Genomic DNA, 14618 nt, shown 5'->3' with positions numbered 1-14618 from the left:
CCGTGCCCGGAGGTGAAGCGATGAGCGAGGACACCCTTTCCGACCCCGCGCAGGCCGCCACGCCGCCTGGCGTGCTGGAGCTGCTGCCCAGCGACCGGCGCGTGCGCCAGCCGCTGCCCATGCTGGACGTGGTCAACGAACGCTTCGTGCGCCACCTGGGCCAGGGGCTGTTCCAGCTGTCGCGCCGCAGTGCGCAACTGGGCGCCGCGAGCGTGCAGGTCCGCCGCTGGGAAGAGGTCATGGCCGACTACACCGGCGAGCTGGCCATGCCCGCCTGCTTCGGCGTGTATGGCCTGCAGCCGCTGCGCGGCCAGGCGCTGTTTGCCTGCGACAGCGGTTTCGTCTCGGCCCTGGTGGATGCGCTGTACGGTGGCGGCGGCACGGTCCACACCCCCATCGACCGCGACTTCTCGCCCACCGAGCAGCGCGTGATCCAGCGGCTGATGGTGCTGCTGGGCCAGGAGTACGCCCGCGCCTGGAAGGACGTCTATCCACTGGTGCCCAGCTATCTGCGCCACGAGCGGCTGCCGCAGTTCACCGGCGTTGCGACGCCGCAGGATGCGCTGGTGGTGACCACGCTGTCTGTCGCGCTCGGCACCTACGAAGGCCAGCTGCGCCTGTGCCTGCCCTACGCGGCGCTGGAGCCGATCCGCGACGTGCTCTATGGGCCGCAACAGGCCACCGCGCTGGCGGAGGACCGCCGCTGGGTCGGCCAGCTGGCACGCGAGATCCAGGCCGCCGAGGTCACGCTGGTGGCCGAACTGGCCCAGGCGGAACTGAGCGTGGCCGATCTGCTGGCCATGAAGCCCGGCGACTTCATCCAGCTGGACCGCCAGCCGATGGTGCTGGCCACCATCGAAGGCGCCCCCGTCTTCGCCTGCCGCTACGGCACGCACAACGACCGCTATGCGCTGCGCATCGAGCAGCACCTCGGCAGCCAAGGAGCCTTCCATGAGCAATGACACCTCTTCCTCTTCCGCCGCCTGGGCCGAGCCGCTGGAGCCCGGCGAGCCTGGCGCCGCCGCGGCCACGCCCGATGCGGCGGCGATGGCACAGGACATCCAGCGCGTGCTGGACATCCCGGTGCAGCTGTCGGTGGAATTGGGCCGCAAGAAGGTGCCGATCAAGCAGGTGCTGCAGATGGGGCAGGGGACCATCGTCGAGCTGGACACGCTGGCCGGCGAGCCCATGGATGTGCTGGTCAACGGCTACCTGGTCGCGCAGGGCGAGGTGGTGGTGGTCAACAACCGCTTCGGCATCCGGCTGACCGATGTGGTGACGCCTTCCGAGCGCCTGCGTCGCGTGCACCGCGCCTGAGCGCCTTTTCCTTCGATCCGATCCGGGTGCTTGCCGCGTGACGCAGAGCCTTCTCACCATCGTCCTCTTCATTGCGCTGATCGCGTCGCTGCCCTTCGTGCTGCGGCGCCTGCGCGCACGGCAATTGCTGGCGCCGGGCGCGGCCGATGCGGCGTCGCGCGTGGTGTCGGCGGTGGCCGTGGGGCCGCAGCAGCGGGTGGTCACCGTGGAAGTCGGGCCGGCCCATGCGAGGACCTGGCTGGTGCTGGGCGTGACGGCGCAGGCGGTGAACTGCCTGCACACCCTGCCTGCGGCCGGCATCCTCCCTGTCCAGGAGCCCGGCGATGCGTAAGTGGATCGCGGGCGCGGGCCTCGGCCTGGCGCTCATCGCGCCGGTGCTCGCGCAGCAGGCGCCCGCGGCCGGCCAGCTGCCGCTGCTGATCGGGCAGGGCGCCGGCGGCACCAGCTACTCGGTGCCCATCCAGACGCTGCTCTTCTTCACCGCGCTGAGCTTCCTGCCGGCCGTGGTGCTGATGATGACGGGCTTCACCCGCATCGTGATCGTGCTGTCGCTGCTGCGGCAGGCCATGGGCACGCAGGCTGCGCCGCCCAACCAGGTGATCATCGGCCTCTCGCTCTTCCTCACGCTCTTCGTGATGGGGCCGACGCTGGACAAGGTCTACGCCGAGGCCTACGAGCCCTACAGCCGCAACGCCATCGCCTTCGACGAGGCGCTCTCGCGCGCCGAGCAGCCGATGCGCCAGTTCATGCTCAAGCAGACGCGGCAGTCCGACTTCGCGCTGTTCGCGCGGCTGGCCAAGCTGCCCTCGGAGACCACGGCCGAGACGGCGCCGCTGCGCGTGCTGATCCCGGCCTTCGCCACCAGCGAGCTGAAATCGGCCTTCCAGATCGGCTTCATGATCTTCATCCCCTTCCTGGTGATCGACATCGTGGTGTCCAGCGTGCTGATGTCGCTGGGCATGATGATGCTGTCGCCGGTGCTGGTGGCGCTGCCCTTCAAGCTCATGCTCTTCGTGCTGGCCGACGGCTGGAACCTGCTGCTGGGCTCGCTGGCCGCCAGCTTCATCACCTGACCGCTCTCTTCGAGGACCTCTTCCATGAACGCCCAGATGGTGCTGACGACCGGCCAGGACGCATTGCTGCTGCTGCTGATGGTCTCCGCGCCCGTGCTGCTGGCCGTGTTGGCGGTCGGCCTGGTGGTGAGCATCTTCCAGGCCGTCACGCAGATCAACGAGGCCACGCTCGCCTTCGTGCCCAAGCTGGTCGCGGCCGTGGCCGTGCTGGCCATCGCCGGGCCCTGGATGCTGACGATGCTGGTGGACTACCTGCGCCGCATCATCGAGTCGCTGCCCAGCGTCGTCGCGTGATCTCCCGCCCGGCACCGGGCAGTCGGCCGGCCGTGCGAGCCCACGCATGCTGACCTTCAGCGAAGCCCAGCTCACGGCGTGGATCACGCCCGTGCTCTGGCCCTTCCTGCGGGTGCTGGGCCTGTTCACCACCGCCCCCGTGTTCTCCTCGCGCGCGCTGCCCGTGCGCGCGCGCATCGGCCTGGCCTTTGTCATCGCCCTATGCGCGCAGGGCGTGCTGCCGCCGGCCCCCGCCATCGGCGTGGACAGCCCGCTGGCCCTGGGAGCGCTGGTCCAGCAGGCCGGCATCGGCATGGCCATCGGCTTCGCGGCGCGGCTGATCCTGGCCGCCGTGGAATTGGCGGGCGAACTGGCTGGCCTGCAGATGGGCCTGAACTACGCCAGCTTCTTCGATCCGATCAACAACACGCAGGCCAGCGCCGTGTCGCGCTTCTTCGGCACGCTGGCCACCTTGCTCTTCGTGGTGGTCAATGGCCACCTCGCGGTCCTGATGGCCGTCATCAAGAGCTTCGAGGTGTTCCCCATCGGCGGCGGCCTCATGGATGCGCTGATGCGGGTGCGTGTGCACGAGCTGGGCGCCGAGCTCTTCGCCAGCGCACTATGGATCGCATTGCCGATGGTCGGGCTGCTGCTCTTCGTCAACCTGGTGCTCGGCATCATCTCGCGCGTGGCGCCGCAGATGAACATCTACGCCATCGGCTTTCCGGTGACGCTCACGGCCGGCATGGCGGCCATGGCCTGGGTGCTGCCGATGCTGGAGTCGCCGCTGCTGGGCCTGATCGACCGGATGCTGGGCGGTTTCGTGGGTGGCCGTTGAGGCCAGGCCTCAACTGCGCTTGCCTTGCGCCGGCGCTGGGCCTACTGCGGTACGCAGAAGTAGCCGCCCCCGTCGAAGGGACGGCCGAGCCCGTCTTCGGCGCGTGCGTGGTAGCCGGTGGGTTTCCAGTGTGTGCCGTTCTTGTCGAGCGAGCCACACACGCGGTCGCCGGCCGAAGCCAGCGTCTGGGGCACCGGGCCGAAGGCGCCCGGACGGTCCCACACCCAGGTGTCGCCTTCCTTGACGAGCCGCGGAGGAATCGGGTCCTCGCGGTCCCCGGGACGGGCCATCCAGGCACAGCCCTGCAGGGTGAGGAGGACGAGCACGGGCAGCAGGAAAGTCGAGCGCTTCACGGTGTATTCCAGTCGAGCCAATAGCCCCGGGATGGGGGTCTGGGCGGCAGTCTAGGAATCGATGCGGGCGTCGGATCGGCCTGCTGTCAAGCGCTTAACATTTGCAAAGCAACATTCACGAACCCGAGGAAAGGGCGCGAATGCACGCGCCCGACCCACAGCGGTGACACAGAGGAGATGGGGGGAGGGATCGCGAACCCGGCGGGTTCGAGGCCCGCTGGCGCGGACACGATGATCGAAGAAGAAGGTGACGAGCCTTACCCCCGGCACTGGCTACGCAGTTAGGGCTGCTTGGTTCCCCACCTGACCCGGTTGGCCGCTTGACCATGCGGGGAGGCCCGTCGGGGTCGATCATAACCCAGGCTTGCAAGCCATCCCGCGGCGGCGGGCCATCCCGGGGCAGAGGGCACCGCCTCTTAGAATCGACCGGATGTCCTACCTCGTGCTCGCCCGCAAATACCGTCCTCGCAATTTCGGCGAGATGGTGGGCCAGGAGCATGTGGTGCAGGCCCTGAGCAATGCGCTCACGCAGCAGCGGCTGCACCATGCCTACCTCTTCACCGGCACCCGCGGCGTGGGCAAGACCACCGTCTCGCGCATCCTGGCCAAATCGCTCAACTGCCAGGGGCCGGACGGCCAGGGCGGCATCACCGCCACGCCCTGCGGCGTGTGCCAGGCCTGCACCGACATCGATGCCGGCCGCTTCGTCGACTACACCGAACTGGACGCGGCCTCCAACCGTGGCGTGGACGAGGTCCAGGGCTTGCTGGAGCAGGCCGTCTACAAGCCGGTGCAGGGGCGCTTCAAGGTTTTCATGATCGACGAAGTGCACATGCTCACGAACACCGCGTTCAACGCGATGCTCAAGACGCTGGAAGAGCCGCCCGAGTACCTGAAGTTCGTCCTGGCCACCACCGACCCGCAGAAGGTACCGGTCACGGTGCTCAGCCGCTGCCTGCAGTTCAACCTGCGGCCCATGGCGCCCGAGACGGTGCTGGATCACCTGACGCGTGTCCTGGGCGCCGAGCAGATCGAGGCTGAGCCGGGCGCGCTGCGCCTGCTGTCGCGTGCGGCGCGCGGCTCCATGCGCGATGCGCTGTCCCTCGCCGACCAGGCGATCGCCTATGGCAACGGCAGCCTGGCCGAAGGCGGTGTGCGCCAGATGCTGGGCAGTGCCGACCGGGGCCATGTGCATGCGCTGATCGACGCCCTGGCGCGTGGCGATGGTGGCACCGTGGTCGAGACCGTCGAGGCCATGCGCGTGGCCGGCCTGGCCGCCGCGTCCACGCTGGAGGAGATGACGGCCGTGCTCCAGGCCATGGCGGTGCTGCAGGCCGTGCCCGCCCGCGCCGCGGCCGTCGATGCCGCCGACCCGGATGCGGCCGAGGTGGCGCGGCTGGCCGGCGCCATGCCCGCCGACGAGACGCAACTGCTCTACAGCATCTGCCTGCATGGCCGTGCGGAACTGGGTCTGGCGCCCGACGAGTACGCCGGGCTCACCATGGTGCTGCTGCGTCTGCTGGCCTTCAAGCCTGCGGGCGCGGCTGAAAAAAAAAGTCCGCTGAACGCTGAGGCGCGGCCGGCACCCGCCGGCATGGCGGTGGCGCCTGCGACGCCGCGGGGCTCGTCCGCGGCGCAGGCGTCTGCATCCGCGCCACCGGCTGCGCATGCGCATCCCGCACAGTTGCCGGAGACGCCTTCCGAACGGCTACCGGCGGAGCGGATGCCCCCTGCGCAGCAAGCATCGCCGGCGCCCGTCGTCCTGCGTGCCGAGGCCGAGACGCACGACGTCTCCGTTGCACGTCCCGCCCCCGTGGCGCCCGCTTCCGCACCCGCAGCCGGGCACCCCGTGCAAAGGCTGCCGGTCGTCGACATGCCGGGCCGCAGTCCTTCGCCGCCGCCCAGGCCGGCGCCCGCGACCGGCGAGCCCGACACGCCGGTGGTTGCCGTGCCGCTGCGCGTGCAGCCGCCGCCGGGCGCGCGCGAGGCGCCGCGCGAGTCCGCCGCCGGGCGCATCCGTCCCAGCGAGGAGGGCGATTTCTGGCACCAGACCGTGATGGGCCTCGTGGCCGCCGAGGCGATCAATGCCCTGGCACGCGAACTGGCGCTGCAGTCGCAGCTCGTGGCGCGCGACGTCGACCAGTGGCTGCTGCGCGTGGAGCGCGAAACCCTCAACCAGGGCGCCAGCCGCGAGCGGCTGCAGAATGCCCTGGCCGGCGCCGGCTACGCTGTGCGGCTGGCCATCGAGGTGGGCGCCGTGGTCGACAGCCCGGCGCTGCGCAACAGGGCGGCTGCCGAGGCCCGCCAACTCGCGGCCGAGCAAGCCATCATGGGCGATCCCGATGTGCAGGCGCTGATGCGCCAGTGGGATGCCCGCATCGTGCCCGGCTCCCTCAAGCCGGCCTGATTCCGTTCACCGACAACCTTATCTCCAGACCTAGGAAGGAACCCGCCCATGTTCAACAAAGGACAACTCGCCGGCCTGATGAAGCAGGCCCAGGCCATGCAGGACAACCTCAAGAAGGCCCAGGAAGAACTGGCGCACATCGAGGTCGAAGGCGAATCCGGCGCCGGCCTGGTCAAGGTCGTCATGACCTGCAAGCACGACGTCAAGCGCGTGACCATCGACCCCAGCCTGCTGGCCGACGACAAGGACATGCTTGAGGACCTCGTGGCTGCCGCCTTCAATGCCGCCGTGCGCAAGGCCGAGGAGACCAGCGAGCAGAAGATGGGCAAGATCACGGCCGGTATGCCGGGCCTGCCCGGTGGCATGAAGTTCCCCTTCTGAGCCAGCCTTCCGCCGCTCCACCATGTCCGACGCCCATTCGCTCGACACGCTGATCGAGGCGCTGCGGCGCCTGCCGGGTGTGGGCGCCAAGTCGGCCTCGCGCATGGCCTTCCATCTGCTGCAGCATGATCGCAACGGCGCGCAGGTGCTGTCCCGCGCGCTGCAGGACGCGGTGCTGCAGGTGCACCACTGCAGCCGCTGCAACACCTTCACCGAGGCCGAGCTGTGCGAGGTCTGCCGCGACCCGCAGCGCGACGCCAGCAAGCTGGCGGTGGTGGAGACGCCGGCCGACCAGGCGGCACTGGAGCGGACGGGCGCCTTCCGCGGCTACTACTTTGTGCTGATGGGGCGTTTGAGTCCGCTCGACGGCGTGGGCCCGCGCGACATCGGCCTGCACCAGCTCGTGGCGCGGGCCACCGACGGCCATGTGAGCGAAGTGATTGTCGCCACCAACTTTACGGCCGAAGGCGAGGCGACGGCCCATGTGATCGCCGAGGCGCTGCGCAGCCGCGGCCTGACCGTGACGCGCCTGGCGCGTGGTGTGCCGGCCGGCAGCGAGCTGGAATACGTCGACCTAGGCACCATCGCGCACGCGCTGGTCGACCGCCGTTGAGGCGCAAGGCATGAACGTGAGCCATCTGACGCTGGCCTACTGGTGCGTGCTGGTGGCCGCCTTGCTGCCCTACCTGACGGCCTACATCGCCAAGGCGGGCGCCTTCGCCCGCCGCGACAACGATGCGCCACGCGACTGGGCCGGCCGCCTGGAGGGCTGGCGCGCGCGGGCCATGGCGGCCCATGCCAATGGTTTCGAAAGCCTGCCCTTCTTCATCGGTGCGGTGGTCATCGCCCACCAGTACGGCGCGGCGCAGGCGCGGCTCGATGCCCTCGCGGTCGCCTACGTGCTGCTGCGGGTGGTGTTCGTGTCGCTCTACATCCGCGGACGCAGCACGATGCGCAGCGCCGTGTTCGCGCTGGCGCTGCTGGTCAACATCGCGATCCTATTCGTCGGGCGCTGAGCCACCCGGTGGGCGGTAGGTGGCCGCCGCTGCCCGCGGTGCGTTCCGTGGAAACCCGTGTGGGGGATGGTCCGGATGCTGCTGCGCGTCGGCGCCTCCTAAGCTCGTGGCAAATGCCCGGGCTCTCCTGAAGGGCGCGGCCCCTCGATGCGACGGGGCGGCGACCCTGTCAGCGAGCACCACAGCCTTGCCAGAGAGGAACCACCGCCGCCATGCTCCACCGCCGCGCCTTCTGCGCCGCGGCCGCCGCAGGTGCCGCGCTGGCCATCGCGCCTGGCGTGCGCACCCAGCCGCGGCTCGAAAAGAACCGCGTCGTCATTGCCGTCGCGGGCAAGGGCTCGTTCTACTACCTGCCCCTGACGCTGTCCGAGCAGCTGGGCTACTTCCGGGCCGAGGGCCTGGACGTGGAGGTGGTGGACCATGCGGCGGGCGCGCGGGCCCTGCAGGCCCTGCTGAGCGGTTCGGCCGATATCTGCTCGGGCGCCTTCGAGCACACGCTGAACCTGCAGGCCGGCGGCCAGTTCTTCCCTTGCTTCGTGCTGCAGGGCCGCGCGCCCCAGGTGGCCATGGGCACGTCGACCAAGGGCTTTGCGGCCTATCAGGCGGTGCCCGATCTGCGCGGGCGTCGCGTGGGCGTGTCGGCCGTGGGATCGGCCACGCACATGATGGCCAGCCTGGTGGCGGCCCGCGGCGGCCTGCGCCCTGGCGACGTGCAGTACGTGGGCGTGGGCTCGTCCGCGGGCGCGCTTTCCGCGCTGCGCACGGGCCAGGTGGATGCCATGAGCAACAGCGAGCCGGTGATGACCATGCTCGAACAGAAAGGCGATGTGAAGCTGATCGCCGATTGCCGCACCTTGCGTGGCACGGCCGAGGTGTTCGGCGGTCCCATGCCGGCCGCCTGTCTCTATGCGTCCGAGGACTTCCTGCGGCGCGCACCCAACACGGCGCAGGCGGTGGCCAATGCGGTCGTGCACAGCCTCAAGTGGCTGCAGACGGCCGGGCCCGGCGACCTCATCAAGGCGCTTCCCGAAAGTCACCTGCTCGGCGACCGCGCGTTGTACCTGGCGGCCTTCGACAAGGTGCGCGAGTCGATCGCGCTGGACGGGCTGGTTCCCCCGGAAGGGCCGCGCACGGCACTGGCCGCCATGACCACCTTCGACGCCAGCTTCAGGCCGGAGCGGATCGAGCTGGACCGGCTCTATACCAACGACTTCGCCCAGCGCGCCAAGGAGCGCTTCAAGGCCTGATCGGCGGCGCGCCGGTCAGCGCTTCTTCTTGGACGGCGAGCCGCCACGGGGCGACGTGACCGCCTTCTTGGAGCTGGCCGTGGTGCTGCGCGCAACCGCGCGCGTGGACACCGGCGCGACCGCGGCCCGGGCCACACCGCCGCCGCGCTTGCTGGTGACCACGGCATGCTTGGCGCCGCTGCCCACGTTCTCGGCGGCCGCCGCACGCACGGGCAGGTACACCACGACCTGGAAGCCGCGCTTGAAGCGGTGGCCCGCTGCCACGTCGTTCCACTGCGCCACCCGTGCGGGGCTGAGCTTATAACGGTTGGCGATGCTGGTGACGCTGTCGTTGCGGCCCGCCTTGACCACGGTGCGGCGGGTGACGATCTCGGGCTCGAAGCTCAGGTGGCCCGTCTCGGCCACCACGGCGGCGACGTCTTCCTTCACGCGGGCGGTGCGCGGCACGATCAGCGTGGAGCCCGACTTGATCAGCATGCGCGGCGGGATGTTGTTCATCGCCCGCAGGTCGGCCTCGCTCATGCCGGTGCGCTGGGCGGCGTCGGCCACGGTCATGGTCGAGGGCACCGTCCAGGCCGTCCAGCTCGCGTACTGGCCCTGGTTGTAGGCCTCGAAGTTGCGCTTGAAGACGGCGGCGTTGTCCCAGGGCAGCAGGATGGGCGTGCCGCTGGCGGCCAGCAGCACCGGCTTGTGCGCGGCGGGGTTGAGGGCCCGGAAGTCCTCGATGCGCACGTCGGCCAGCTTGGCGGCGAGTTCCACGTCCAGGTCGCGCGTGAGCTCGACGGTCTGGAAGTAGGGGTGGTTGGCAATGAAGGGCAGGTCGACGCCGAACTGCTGCGGGTTGGCGACGATGTTCTTCACCGCCTGCAGCTTGGGCACGTAGTAGCGGGTCTCGTCGGGCATCTTCAGATCGGCGTAGCCCGTGGGCAGGCCGGCCTTCTGATTGCGCGCGATGGCGCGGCCCACATTGCCCTCGCCCCAGTTGTAGGCCGCCAGCGCCAACTGCCAGTCGCCGAACATGGTGTACAGGCGCTGCAGGTAGTCGAGGGCGGCGCGGGTGGAGGCGACCACGTCGCGCCGGTCGTCGCGAAACAGGTTCTGCTTGAGGTCGTAGTCGTTGCCGGTGGCCGGCATGAACTGCCACATGCCGGTGGCCCGGGCGCTGGAGACGGCCTGCGGGTTGAAGGCGCTCTCGATGTAGGGCAGCAGCGCCAGCTCGGTGGGCATACCGCGCCGTTCGAGCTCTTCGACGATGTGGAAGATGTACTTGCTGGAGCGCTCCGTCATCCGCTGGATGTAGTCGGGCCGGGTGGCGTACCACTGCTCGCGGTCACGCACCAGGTCGCTGTCCAGGTCGGGCATCTTGAAGCCGCGGCGGATGCGGTCCCACATGTCCACCGGCGGCGCGAGGGTGACCACGCTGTGGCCGCTCCATTCCTGGCTGCCGGGCACCAGCGGCGTCAGCCGGCCCGTGGGATAAACCGGCGCGGCCGAGGACGAGGAGGCCGCCGCAGCGGCCTGGATCGCCTTGGAGTCGGGCGGGGTGCTGGCGCAGCCGGCCAGGAACAGCGAGGCAGCCACCATGGCGGCGGCGAGAAGTCTCTTCATCGGAAGTCGTTTTTCCATTGGCGCAGGGCAGCGAAGACGGCAACCTCGTCGTCGGACTGCACGCCGGGCGCGTGCGCCTGGACGGCGGCGATGACGGTGCCTTCGCGCGAGCGCAGAAAGGGGTTGGTGCGGCGCTCCATCGCCAGCCGGGCCGGCAGGGTGGGGCGCCCCTGGGCGCGCAGCGTCTGGCAGTGGCGCTCGTGATCGACAAGCGCGGCATTGCCGGGTTCCACCGCCAGGGCAAAGCGCAGGTTGGAGAGGGTGTACTCATGCGCGCAGCACACCTGGGTGTCGTCGGGCAGGGCAGCCAGCGCATCGAGCGAGGCCAGCATCTGCGCCGGTGTGCCCTCGAACAGGCGGCCGCAGCCGCCCGAGAAGAGGGTGTCGCCGCAGAAGAGCAGCGGATGGGAAAGAGGGGCGGGCGGCTCGCGCAGCACGTAGGCGATGTGGCCCGCGGTGTGGCCGGGGACGTCGATCACCTCGAAGGTCAGACCGAGCGCGCGCGCAGGGTCGCCACCGCGCAGTGGCGTGAAGGGCTGGGGGATGTTTTCAGTGGCCGGACCGAAGACCTGAGCTCCGGTGGCCTCGCGCAGCGCGGCCACGCCGCCCGTGTGATCGCCGTGATGGTGTGTGACTAGAATCGCCGCCAGTTCAAGCCCGGGCTCCCGGGCCAAGGCGTCGAACACCGGTCCGGCGTCGCCTGGATCCACCACGGCGGCCTGCGCGCCAATCTGGAGCATCCAGATGTAGTTGTCGGCGAAAGCAGGCAACGGAACAAGGGTCATGACCGATCAAATTATAAAGTTGGGCGATTGGTTGAAGACCCCGCCCGGCCGCCTGCTGCAGGCCTGGGAGGCGTCGCAGTTCGACGAGGCGGTGGTCGACATCTTTGGTTATCACGCACTGCAGCTGGGCTGTGCCGAGATCGACACGCTGCGCACCAACCGCATGCCGCATCGCTGGCTGGCCGGCGGTCCCGAGGAGCCGCCGGCCGCTTCGGCCGGCCTGCTGACGGACTTCTCGGCCTTGCCCTTCGGCGCCAACAGCCTGGACCTCGTCACGCTGCCTCACACGCTCGAACTCGCTGCCGACCCGCACACCACGCTGCGCGAGGTGGAACGGGTGCTGGTGCCCGAAGGCCGCGTGGTCGTCTGCGGGCTGAACCCGGCGAGTCTCTGGGGCCTGCGGCAGCGCCGGGCCCGACTGTACCGGCATCTGGGCGGCGGCGAACTTTATTTGCCGGGCCCCTCCGAACTCATCAACTACTGGCGTCTGCGCGACTGGCTGCGTCTGCTGGGCTTCGAGGTCGAGTCCGGCCGCTTCGGCCTGTACCGGCCGGCCGCGCGCGGTGAAGCCTGGCTTCAGCGCTACCGCTGGATGGACGAGCTGGGCGAGCGCTGGTGGCCCATCTTCGGCGCCGTCTATTTCGTCGTCGCGGTCAAGCGCGTGCGCGGCATGCGTCTGCTACCGGCCGACTGGAAACGGCGGCCGGCGATGGCGGCGGCACCGCGCCCGATCGCCGGCCGGACGTCCAGAACTGGAAAGAAACACAACCTTTGAACGAAGTCACGATCTACACCGACGGTGCTTGCAAGGGCAATCCTGGCCCAGGCGGCTGGGGCGCCTGGCTCAAGTCCGGCACCTTTGAAAAAGAAATCTTCGGCGGCGAGCTGGACACCACCAACAACCGCATGGAGCTGATGGCGGTGATCGAGGCGCTGGCCGCGCTCAAGCGGCCCTGCCGCGTGGTGCTCTTCCTGGACAGCCAGTACGTGCGCCAGGGCATCACGTCCTGGATCCGCAGCTGGAAGGCCAAGGGCTGGCGCACCTCGACCGGTCAGCCGGTCAAGAATGTGGAGCTGTGGAAGCGGCTCGATCAGCTGGTGGCCGACGGCGGGCACCAGATCGAATGGCGCTGGGTGCGCGGGCACTCGGGCGATCCAGGCAATGAACGCGCGGACGCACTCGCCAACCGTGGCGTGCTGCACGCGCAGGGGCGCGCCTGAGCTTTCCGTCGTTGTTCACGGCGACCGCCGGGCGCCAGGCGCGCGCCGCCGTCAGGACAGCGTGTCCAGCAGCAGCACGTCGACTTCCTCGTCGGCGTCGACGTGGCCCTGATCGTGCGGCAGCACGACCAGGGCGTCTGCCGCCACCATCGCGCTGAGCACCGCCGAACTCTGGTTGAGCGCGACGTCGACCACCGGCAGGGCGCCGGGCACCCGGCGGAGCACCGCGCGCTGGTACTCGGTCCGGCCGGGGCGCTTGCGCAGCGCGCGGCTCGTGCGTGCACGCACCAGGGGCGGCGCGACCGCCTCGGCTGCGCCGCACCCGGCCAGTTGCAGCAGCGCCGGCCGCACGAAGACCAGAAAGCTCACCATCGCGGCCACCGGGTTGCCCGGAAGGCCGAAGAAGGGCAGCGGGGCGCCGGCATCGCCCGTCAGCACGCCAGCAGCAAAGGGGCGGCCGGGGCGCATCGCGACGTGCCAGAAGGCCAGTTCGCCCGATGCTGCGAGTGCGGACCGTGTGTGGTCGGCCTCGCCCACGCTCACGCCGCCGGAGCTGATCACCACGTCCGCCTGCCGTCCGGCATCGGTCAGCGCTGCGGCCAGGGCGTCGGCCCGGTCGGGCACCGGGCCCAGGTCGAGCGGCGCCAGGCCCAGGCTGCGCACGAGCGCCGAGAGGGTGGTGCGGTTGCTGTCGTAGATCGCACCGGGACGTGGCGGCTCGCCGGGCTGGAGCAGTTCGTCCCCGGTGGACAGGACGGCGACGCGGAGCCTGCGCCGCACGTTCACCTCTGCCTGTCCGAGACTCGCGAGAAGGCCGAGCGCCGCGGGCGCCAGGCGTGTCCCCGCAGCCAGTGCCAAGCCCCCGGCCCGCAGGTCCTCGCCCGCCTTGCGGCAGTGCGCGCCGGCGACGACGCGGAGGCGGTCGAAGCGCACCCGGTCGGCCTGCGGCTGGCACAGCTCCTGAGGCACCACGGTGTCGGCGCCCCGTGGCATCACGGCGCCCGTCATGATGCGCAGGGCTTCGCCCGGGCCCAACTGGCCGGTCCAGGGTGCGCCCGCGCGGGCCTTTCCCACCACGCGCAGGTCCAGCTCCGCGCCCGCGGACTGCAGCGCCGCGCCGGAGAAGGCATAGCCGTCCATGGCGGCGTTGTCGTGCGGCGGAACGGAAACCGGCGACAGGACGTCCGCCGCCAGGATGCGGCCCACTGCTTTGCCCAGCGCGATCTGCTCGGTCGACAGGTCCTTGCGGCCACGCGCGACCAGGCGGGCGATGCGCTGGTGCACTTCGTCGACATGCAGGTCGGGCGTGGTGTCGGCGTGGGAGGGATGGTTGGGCGGAGAGGTCATGGCGGGAGGCGTGCCGGCAGGGCGCGGCCGCCGAGTATCGGCCGCCTCAGCGCTGGTCGTTGAGAGCGGCGAGCGCTTCCAGGGTGTTGATGTTGGCGAAGGCAGCCGGGTCGCCGGGCTGGTCGAAAGGCACCAACTGCGCGCCCTGCTGGCGTGCCCAGCCCATGACGCGACGCTCGCCGCGGGCCAGCCAGTCGCGCAGGCTGGCGTGCAGCCGCGTGTGGACGAGGCAGAACACGGGTTGCGGACGCGCGTCGTCGTCGCCGGGCCCGCTTCGAACCGTGGGGATGGCGATGTCGGCCGCCGCGGACCGGGCGGCCTGCAACAGGCGTGCGGCAAGGTCGGGGGGAAACGCCGGCACGTCGCACGGCACCGTCAGCAGCCATGGCGTGGTGCAGTGCTCCATGGTGGCCAGCATGCCGGCGAGCGGGCCGGCAAAGCCGGCGATGCTGTCCTGTACCACCGGTACGCCGAAAGTCTCGTAGGTGGGCAGATGGCGATTGGCGCTGATGAGGCAGGCCTCCACCTGGGGCTGCAGCCGTTGCAGCGCGTTCAGCGCCAGCGGCTGGCCGCGATAGGGCTGGAGGCCCTTGTCGGCGCCGCCCATCCGCCGGCCCTGGCCGCCGGCCAGCACGGCACCGGTGAGGGCGGCCGCCCCGAGGGCGGGTGGGTGATGCAGCGGCGCGTCAGCGGCGCTCAACGGCGGTCCTCCGGCCTGGCTGGCGGCGTGCGCATCCACGCGGCAAGAGGGC

Annotated in this window: 18 protein-coding genes and 1 other RNA gene; 13 read left to right on the top strand and 6 right to left on the bottom strand. The window is 70.3% G+C overall.

The genetic code is table 11. The features are described 5' to 3' along the window. Positions 1-20: 20 nt before the first annotated feature. From fliM to fliR, 6 genes are read left to right on the top strand one after another with little or no spacing between them, the layout of a single operon-like run. Entirely contained in the window at positions 21-962 is a 942-nt protein-coding gene (gene fliM, locus ACT54X_RS02975) for a flagellar motor switch protein FliM (RefSeq protein ID WP_476344939.1), read from the top strand. Beyond that, the gene (fliN, locus tag ACT54X_RS02970) at positions 952-1317 is read left to right on the top strand and encodes a flagellar motor switch protein FliN (protein ID WP_476344937.1); all 366 of its coding nucleotides are present in this window, start codon (positions 952-954) and stop codon (positions 1315-1317) included. Before fliM ends, fliN begins: the two co-directional genes overlap by 11 nt. Positions 1318-1354: 37 nt before the next feature. After that, positions 1355-1648, top strand: coding sequence for a FliO/MopB family protein (locus tag ACT54X_RS02965; protein ID WP_294369596.1), 294 nt, complete (start codon positions 1355-1357; stop codon positions 1646-1648). Then, entirely contained in the window at positions 1641-2390 is a 750-nt protein-coding gene (gene fliP, locus ACT54X_RS02960; RefSeq protein WP_294369593.1) for a flagellar type III secretion system pore protein FliP, read from the top strand. The genes ACT54X_RS02965 and fliP overlap by 8 nt, the downstream gene beginning before the upstream one ends. Before the next feature lie 24 nt (positions 2391-2414). Beyond that, a complete protein-coding gene (gene fliQ, locus ACT54X_RS02955) occupies positions 2415-2684 on the top strand; it encodes a flagellar biosynthesis protein FliQ (RefSeq protein ID WP_017757546.1) in 270 nt (89 codons plus the stop codon). Between the two features lie 46 nt (positions 2685-2730). Then, the gene (gene fliR, locus ACT54X_RS02950; RefSeq protein ID WP_294369590.1) at positions 2731-3501 is read left to right on the top strand and encodes a flagellar biosynthetic protein FliR; all 771 of its coding nucleotides are present in this window, start codon (positions 2731-2733) and stop codon (positions 3499-3501) included. A gap of 41 nt (positions 3502-3542) precedes the next feature. Here fliR and ACT54X_RS02945 read toward each other — a convergent pair whose 3' ends face one another. Next, complete coding sequence (locus ACT54X_RS02945; protein WP_294369587.1) at positions 3543-3854, bottom strand: hypothetical protein; 312 nt, start codon at positions 3852-3854, stop codon at positions 3543-3545. 246 nt (positions 3855-4100) lie between these two features. Beyond that, an RNA gene (gene ffs, locus ACT54X_RS02940) (signal recognition particle sRNA small type) lies at positions 4101-4197 on the bottom strand. An 87-nt stretch (positions 4198-4284) separates the two neighbouring features. Between ffs and dnaX the strand changes: the two genes are divergently transcribed. From dnaX to ACT54X_RS02915, 5 genes are all read left to right on the top strand, one after another. Next, positions 4285-6261 carry a DNA polymerase III subunit gamma/tau gene (gene dnaX, locus ACT54X_RS02935; RefSeq protein WP_476344934.1) on the top strand — a complete coding sequence of 659 codons (1977 nt, stop codon included), beginning with the start codon at positions 4285-4287 and terminating at the stop codon, positions 6259-6261. A gap of 48 nt (positions 6262-6309) precedes the next feature. After that, positions 6310-6642 carry a YbaB/EbfC family nucleoid-associated protein gene (locus tag ACT54X_RS02930; RefSeq protein ID WP_017759408.1) on the top strand — a complete coding sequence of 111 codons (333 nt, stop codon included), beginning with the start codon at positions 6310-6312 and terminating at the stop codon, positions 6640-6642. 22 nt (positions 6643-6664) lie between these two features. Then, a complete protein-coding gene (recR, locus tag ACT54X_RS02925) occupies positions 6665-7255 on the top strand; it encodes a recombination mediator RecR (protein ID WP_017759409.1) in 591 nt (196 codons plus the stop codon). A 10-nt stretch (positions 7256-7265) separates the two neighbouring features. Next, complete coding sequence (locus tag ACT54X_RS02920) at positions 7266-7658, top strand: MAPEG family protein (protein WP_476344933.1); 393 nt, start codon at positions 7266-7268, stop codon at positions 7656-7658. 212 nt (positions 7659-7870) lie between these two features. Then, positions 7871-8905: an ABC transporter substrate-binding protein gene (locus ACT54X_RS02915; protein WP_354318678.1), complete on the top strand. Its 1035-nt coding sequence runs from the start codon at positions 7871-7873 to the stop codon at positions 8903-8905. 15 nt (positions 8906-8920) lie between these two features. Here the strand turns inward: ACT54X_RS02915 and ACT54X_RS02910 are convergent, their stop codons facing one another. Together ACT54X_RS02910 and gloB are read right to left on the bottom strand one after the other, a co-directional pair. Next, entirely contained in the window at positions 8921-10513 is a 1593-nt protein-coding gene (locus tag ACT54X_RS02910; RefSeq protein ID WP_476344930.1) for a transglycosylase SLT domain-containing protein, read from the bottom strand. Next, a complete protein-coding gene (gloB, locus tag ACT54X_RS02905; RefSeq protein WP_354318675.1) occupies positions 10510-11298 on the bottom strand; it encodes a hydroxyacylglutathione hydrolase in 789 nt (262 codons plus the stop codon). The genes ACT54X_RS02910 and gloB overlap by 4 nt, the downstream gene beginning before the upstream one ends. Here gloB and ACT54X_RS02900 point away from each other — a divergent pair. Together ACT54X_RS02900 and rnhA are read left to right on the top strand one after the other, a co-directional pair. After that, a complete protein-coding gene (locus tag ACT54X_RS02900; protein WP_476344928.1) occupies positions 11297-12073 on the top strand; it encodes a class I SAM-dependent methyltransferase in 777 nt (258 codons plus the stop codon). The two genes, gloB and ACT54X_RS02900, sit on opposite strands and share 2 nt — an antisense overlap. Continuing rightward, complete coding sequence (gene rnhA, locus ACT54X_RS02895) at positions 12070-12519, top strand: ribonuclease HI (RefSeq protein ID WP_017761721.1); 450 nt, start codon at positions 12070-12072, stop codon at positions 12517-12519. Before ACT54X_RS02900 ends, rnhA begins: the two co-directional genes overlap by 4 nt. A 51-nt stretch (positions 12520-12570) precedes the next feature. Here the strand turns inward: rnhA and moeA are convergent, their stop codons facing one another. After that, complete coding sequence (moeA, locus tag ACT54X_RS02890) at positions 12571-13866, bottom strand: molybdopterin molybdotransferase MoeA (RefSeq protein ID WP_476344926.1); 1296 nt, start codon at positions 13864-13866, stop codon at positions 12571-12573. Positions 13867-13912: 46 nt separating this feature from the next. Then, complete coding sequence (mobA, locus tag ACT54X_RS02885; protein WP_354318673.1) at positions 13913-14566, bottom strand: molybdenum cofactor guanylyltransferase MobA; 654 nt, start codon at positions 14564-14566, stop codon at positions 13913-13915. Positions 14567-14618 lie beyond the last annotated feature (52 nt).

Source organism: Pseudacidovorax sp. DMC4 (genome assembly GCF_056314265.1).
Note: the sequence above shows the minus strand (reverse complement) of the source record. Positions and strands in the feature narration are given on the sequence as shown.

What these genes read in the sequence shown, in the direction of transcription:
- fliM (WP_476344939.1), top strand. Translation starts at nt 21, where the DNA reads ATGAGCGAGGACACCCTTTCCGACCCCGCGCAGGCCGCCACGCCGCCT.
- fliN (WP_476344937.1), top strand. Translation starts at nt 952, where the DNA reads ATGAGCAATGACACCTCTTCCTCTTCCGCCGCCTGGGCCGAGCCGCTG.
- fliP (WP_294369593.1), top strand. Translation starts at nt 1,641, where the DNA reads ATGCGTAAGTGGATCGCGGGCGCGGGCCTCGGCCTGGCGCTCATCGCG.
- fliQ (WP_017757546.1), top strand. Translation starts at nt 2,415, where the DNA reads ATGAACGCCCAGATGGTGCTGACGACCGGCCAGGACGCATTGCTGCTG.
- fliR (WP_294369590.1), top strand. Translation starts at nt 2,731, where the DNA reads ATGCTGACCTTCAGCGAAGCCCAGCTCACGGCGTGGATCACGCCCGTG.
- dnaX (WP_476344934.1), top strand. Translation starts at nt 4,285, where the DNA reads ATGTCCTACCTCGTGCTCGCCCGCAAATACCGTCCTCGCAATTTCGGC.
- ACT54X_RS02930 (WP_017759408.1), top strand. Translation starts at nt 6,310, where the DNA reads ATGTTCAACAAAGGACAACTCGCCGGCCTGATGAAGCAGGCCCAGGCC.
- recR (WP_017759409.1), top strand. Translation starts at nt 6,665, where the DNA reads ATGTCCGACGCCCATTCGCTCGACACGCTGATCGAGGCGCTGCGGCGC.
- ACT54X_RS02920 (WP_476344933.1), top strand. Translation starts at nt 7,266, where the DNA reads ATGAACGTGAGCCATCTGACGCTGGCCTACTGGTGCGTGCTGGTGGCC.
- ACT54X_RS02915 (WP_354318678.1), top strand. Translation starts at nt 7,871, where the DNA reads ATGCTCCACCGCCGCGCCTTCTGCGCCGCGGCCGCCGCAGGTGCCGCG.
- ACT54X_RS02910 (WP_476344930.1), bottom strand. Translation starts at nt 10,513, where the DNA reads ATGAAGAGACTTCTCGCCGCCGCCATGGTGGCTGCCTCGCTGTTCCTG.
- ACT54X_RS02900 (WP_476344928.1), top strand. Translation starts at nt 11,297, where the DNA reads ATGACCGATCAAATTATAAAGTTGGGCGATTGGTTGAAGACCCCGCCC.
- gloB (WP_354318675.1), bottom strand. Translation starts at nt 11,298, where the DNA reads ATGACCCTTGTTCCGTTGCCTGCTTTCGCCGACAACTACATCTGGATG.
- moeA (WP_476344926.1), bottom strand. Translation starts at nt 13,866, where the DNA reads ATGACCTCTCCGCCCAACCATCCCTCCCACGCCGACACCACGCCCGAC.